A 4,710-nucleotide genomic window follows, 5' to 3' on the forward strand; every position below is an offset into this window, starting at 1 on the left:
TTGCCACCATCAAACCCCCAAATACCGATCAGCAAGCTCAGGCGTCAGTGCATCAGGCGTGCCTGCCCAAGCAGTACGTCCGCGCTCCAAAATCACACAATGATCAGCAATGGGCAGCAGTTCCGCCAATGTTTTATCAACGATCAATATCGACTGGCCCGTTGCCTTAAGCTCGCGCACCGCCCGCCAAATCTCTTCACGGATCACCGGTGCCAGCCCTTCGGTGGCTTCGTCCAACACCAATAGTTTTGGATTGGTCATTAATGCTCGGCCAATGGCCAGCATTTGCTGTTCCCCACCCGAAAGTGTGTTGGCCAACTGGGTTTGGCGTTCTTCCAATCGAGGAAACAATTCATAGACCCGCGCAAGGGTCCACTCGGTTCCACGCGCGGCGGCTAGCAAGTTCTCTTCAACCGTTAAATTGGCAAAACAGCGTCGCCCTTCAGGCACCAAACCAACGCCCAATTGCGCAACCTTATGCGAGGGCAAATTGCCAATGTCTTGGCCCGCGAACTGAATGCGCCCCGCCTTTTGTTTGGACATTCTGCAAAGCGTGCGAATGGTCGTGGTTTTTCCCATGCCGTTGCGCCCCATCAGCGCCACGACTTCGCCCTCACCCATTTTTAAATCAACGCCAAACAGGGCCTGCGAAGGGCCATAGAACACTTCAATGTTTTCGATGGTTAGGAGGTCACTCATGCGGTTTCTCCCAAGTAAGCTTCACGCACTGCCGGGTTGGCGCGAATTTCATCCACGGTGCCGGTGGCCACAACACGGCCATAAACCAAAACGGAAATCCGATCCGCAAGCGAAAACACCGCATCCATATCATGCTCAATGAGCAAGATTGGCGCTTCCTTGCGCAATTCATCCAGGAAGGAAATCAATCGTTTTGATCCTTCCGGTCCCATGCCCGCCATGGGTTCATCAAGCAAAAATGCCTTTGGCTCAAGCGCCAGCGCAAGTGCGATCTCAAGCTGCCGCCGTTCACCGTGTGACAGCTCTGCCGCACTGATCTCAGCGCGCTTCTCAAGGTCCACGCGGCTTAGAATTTCCATTGCACGCGCAACAAGCACTTTGTCATTACGCACGTTCTTGAAAAACCGGAAGCTCGACCCGTTGAACGCTTGAACCGCCAACATCACATTGCGCAGCGCAGAAAACTCCATGATCACCGAAGATATTTGGAACGTTCGCCCCAACCCCAGCTGTGCACGCTCAGCAACATCAAGCCCGGCCAAATCTTTGCCGTTAAAAATCACCGAACCACTGTCTGAGGAAAGCCCACCACAGATTTGTTTGATCAGTGTCGATTTTCCTGCCCCATTGGGGCCAATAAGCGCGTGGATTTCCCCCTCATTCAGGGTGATCGACACATCATCAGTTGCCTTCAGCGCGCCAAAGCTTTTCTTGAGATTTTTGATCTCCAAAATTGGATTAGTCATGGCGAGCCCTCCCGGCGATCAAGCCAATCACGCCACCTCGTGCGAACAGCACCACACCCAGCAACACAAGCCCTAAGAAGAATTGCCAATGCTCGGTCATGCCCCCAAAAATGAATTCAAACAGAATATAGATGATTGCCCCTGCAAGTGGCCCATAAAGCCGACCAACACCGCCCAAAATCACCAAAATCATAATCTCGCCAGACATGTGCCAAGACAACATGGAAGGGGAAACAAACCGGTTAAGATCAGCAAACAATGCCCCAGCAAGACCTGTCATCATCCCCGAAATCACAAATGCGGTAAGTTTGATATTGAACGGTCGCACACCAACCGCGCTTAAGCGTTCCTCATTTTGCCGCGCAGACTGAAGCGCCGCACCAAAACGCGAATTCTTCAGTGTAGCCGACAGGAATATTCCGCCGAACAACAGTCCAAGGCAGATGAAATAGAAGCCCTGCGGCGCAAGCGTATTCACCCCCGGGAAAGAATTGCGCACATAGATCGAGAGCCCATCTTCGCCCCCATAAGCGGGCCAAGAAATCGCAAAATAATAGAGCATTTGCGCAAAGGCCAAAGTGATCATGATGAAATAAACACCAGAAGTACGAAGGCTCAGCAAACCAATCAAATAAGCGACAATGCCCGACGCTATGATTGCGACCAGCCAAATGATCAACATCTGGTTGGTGCCTTCAATCAAGAAAGGGCTTTCCATGATCGGTGTGTAATTGAGCGCATGACTGGCTAAAATGCCCGCGGCATACCCGCCAACGCCAAAAAAGGCAGCATGGCCGAATGACACAAGTCCGCCGGTGCCTAGGGCAAGGTTCAAACCGACCCCAGCAAGGCCAAGAATGGCCACCCGAGTTGCAAGGGTGATGTAAAACGGCTCGTCAATTGCAGTTGCGACAAATGGCAGGGCAACCATAGCAAGGGTCAGGAAAATGTTCAGAATGGATTCACGAGAAAGGCTAGCCATTTTGCGATACCAACCCTTCTGGTTTGAAAATCAACACAACCGCCATCAACACATAAATCAGCATTGATGAGATTGAAGATCCAATTGAACTAGCAGCGCTTGGGTCCATAAACAGCCCAAACATTGAAGGCAATGAAACGCGACCAAGCGTATCAACGACGCCCACCAAAATTGAGGCAATGAGCGCGCCTTTGATGGAGCCAATGCCCCCGATCACAATCACCACAAAGGCAAGGATCAGAACAGGTTCCCCCATGCCAACTTGCACCGATTGCAATGCGCCAACCATAGCGCCAGCAAATCCGGCTAACCCCGCACCAAGTGCAAAAACGATTGTATAAAGTGTGCGAATATCAACCCCAAGCGCCGCAATCATTTCGCGATCCGCTTCACCTGCACGAATGCGTATACCAAGTCGGGTTTTGGCAATCAGCAAATAAAGCCCTAGCGCCACCAATCCGCCAACCACGATGATCGACAAACGATAAATCGGATAGGGCAAACCACCCGGCAAAATCACCGGACCGGCCAAAATCGCAGGCACGTCCAAAAACAATGGGAACGAGCCAAACACAAAGCGGCAGCCTTCAGAGATGATCAGTATAAGCGCAAAAGTCGCCAAAACTTGATCCAAGTGATCCCGATCGTAGAGGCGTCTGATAACGCTCACCTCAATAATCGCGCCAGCAAACGCCGCAGCAACAATAGAGGCAACAAGGCCAAGCCAAAAGGAGCCTGTTGCAGCGGCCACCGCCGCGCACGCAAAAGCGCCAATCATATAGAGCGAGCCATGGGCAAGATTGATCAACCCCATCACGCCGAACACTAGGGTCAACCCGGCCGCCATCAGAAATAGCGTAACGCCAAATTGCATACCGTTCAGCAATTGCTCGAAGAAAAGGGCAGCTGTCATAGAGAAATCGTCCGACTAGAGCCTAAAGGTAAACACGCGGGGCACCTTGCGCCCCGCATGCAAGTTCAAAGTTACATTCCGCACTCTTGTGCGTATGCATCTGTGTGTTGCTCTAGGGCCAAACCAACAATCTTGTTGGTCAACACATCACCGTCTTTCACCACTTCACGCACATAAATGTTTTGGATCGGGTGGTTGTTGTTGCCGAAGCGGAAATCGCCACGTACTGAATCAAACTCAGCGACTTTCAGCGCAGCTCGGAAGGCGTCTGCATCCTTCACATCAGCACCATCAAGAGCTGAAAGGATCAAGTTCGCCGTGTCATAACCTTGGCTAGCATACAATGATGGCAAGCGGCCATATGCTTCTTGGAAGCTTGCAACAAATGCTTTGTTGGCATCATTGTCGAGGTCGTTTGACCATTGTGAAGAGTTTTTCACGCCAAGTGCCGCATCACCAACAGCACCCAAAATGCCTTGATCAAACGAGAACGCAGGGCCAAGCACCGGAATATCAACACCAGAAGCTGCATATTGCTTCATGAACGCAATGCCCATGCCACCTGGTAAGAAGAAGAACACGCTGTCCGCACCAGACGCACGAATTTGTGCGATTTCTGCCGCATAGTCGGTGGCGCCAAGTTTGGTGTAGACCTCTCCTGCCAAATCGCCTTCATAGAAGCGTTTATAGCCAGTCAAAGCGTCTTTACCCGCTGGATAGTTTGGCGCAAGGATATAGCTGTTTTTATAGCCAACCGCATTTGCGTATGCGCCCATGGCTTCGTGCAAATTATCATTCTGCCAAGCCACGTTAAAATAGTTTGGATTGCACCCTTTGCCAGCCAATTGAGAAGGACCCGCGTTTGGCGACAAGTAGAACTTACCTTGTGCAACAACAGACGGAACAACCGCCATCGCCAAGTTTGACCAAATTATGCCGGTCAGAATATCGACCTTTTCACTTTGGATCATTTTATCGGCGATTTGCACGGCCAACTCAGGCTTACGCGCGTCATCTTCAATCACAACTTCAACGTCTTTATTGTCGGACTGATTGATTGCCAGCATAAAGCCATCGCGCACATCAATGCCCAAACCGGCACCGCCGCCGGACAGCGTGGTAATCATCCCCACCTTAACCCCGTTGCCATCCGCCATTGCAGTGCTGGTCAGGCCAGCAAAGGAAAGCGACGCCATACAGGTCGCCATTGCCAATGTCTTTAATTTCATTTGTCTTCCTCCGTGTTGGTTCACATGTGCGCGCCTCTTGCGGGTGCTTGCATGTAAAAGTCATCAGGCGTTGTCACATCAAAAGATGTCTGCCAAGTGTGCATTCATCTATGCACGCAGCGCAGCGTCAACTAAAATATC

The 4,710-nt window shown here is 51.3% G+C and carries 5 protein-coding genes; all 5 read right to left on the reverse strand.

Translation table 11 applies throughout. The features are described 5' to 3' along the window. Positions 1-9 precede the first annotated feature (9 nt). Positions 10-699 carry an ABC transporter ATP-binding protein gene (locus Q0231_RS06085; RefSeq protein WP_299346351.1) on the reverse strand — a complete coding sequence of 230 codons (690 nt, stop codon included), beginning with the start codon at positions 697-699 and terminating at the stop codon, positions 10-12. Beyond that, a complete protein-coding gene (locus Q0231_RS06090) occupies positions 696-1,445 on the reverse strand; it encodes an ABC transporter ATP-binding protein (protein WP_299346354.1) in 750 nt (249 codons plus the stop codon). The genes Q0231_RS06085 and Q0231_RS06090 overlap by 4 nt, the downstream gene beginning before the upstream one ends. Next, the gene (locus Q0231_RS06095) at positions 1,438-2,427 is read right to left on the reverse strand and encodes a branched-chain amino acid ABC transporter permease (RefSeq protein ID WP_299346357.1); all 990 of its coding nucleotides are present in this window, start codon (positions 2,425-2,427) and stop codon (positions 1,438-1,440) included. Before Q0231_RS06095 ends, Q0231_RS06090 begins: the two co-directional genes overlap by 8 nt. Next, on the reverse strand, positions 2,420-3,340 hold the full coding sequence (locus Q0231_RS06100) for a branched-chain amino acid ABC transporter permease (protein ID WP_269394415.1): 921 nt from the start codon (positions 3,338-3,340) through the stop codon (positions 2,420-2,422). The genes Q0231_RS06095 and Q0231_RS06100 overlap by 8 nt, the downstream gene beginning before the upstream one ends. Positions 3,341-3,411: 71 nt before the next feature. Continuing rightward, entirely contained in the window at positions 3,412-4,536 is a 1,125-nt protein-coding gene (locus Q0231_RS06105; RefSeq protein ID WP_299346360.1) for an ABC transporter substrate-binding protein, read from the reverse strand. Between the last annotated feature and the right edge of the window lie 174 nt (positions 4,537-4,710).

The organism is uncultured Maritalea sp., from assembly GCF_937139385.1.
Taxonomy (GTDB): domain Bacteria; phylum Pseudomonadota; class Alphaproteobacteria; order Rhizobiales; family Devosiaceae; genus Maritalea; species Maritalea porphyrae_A.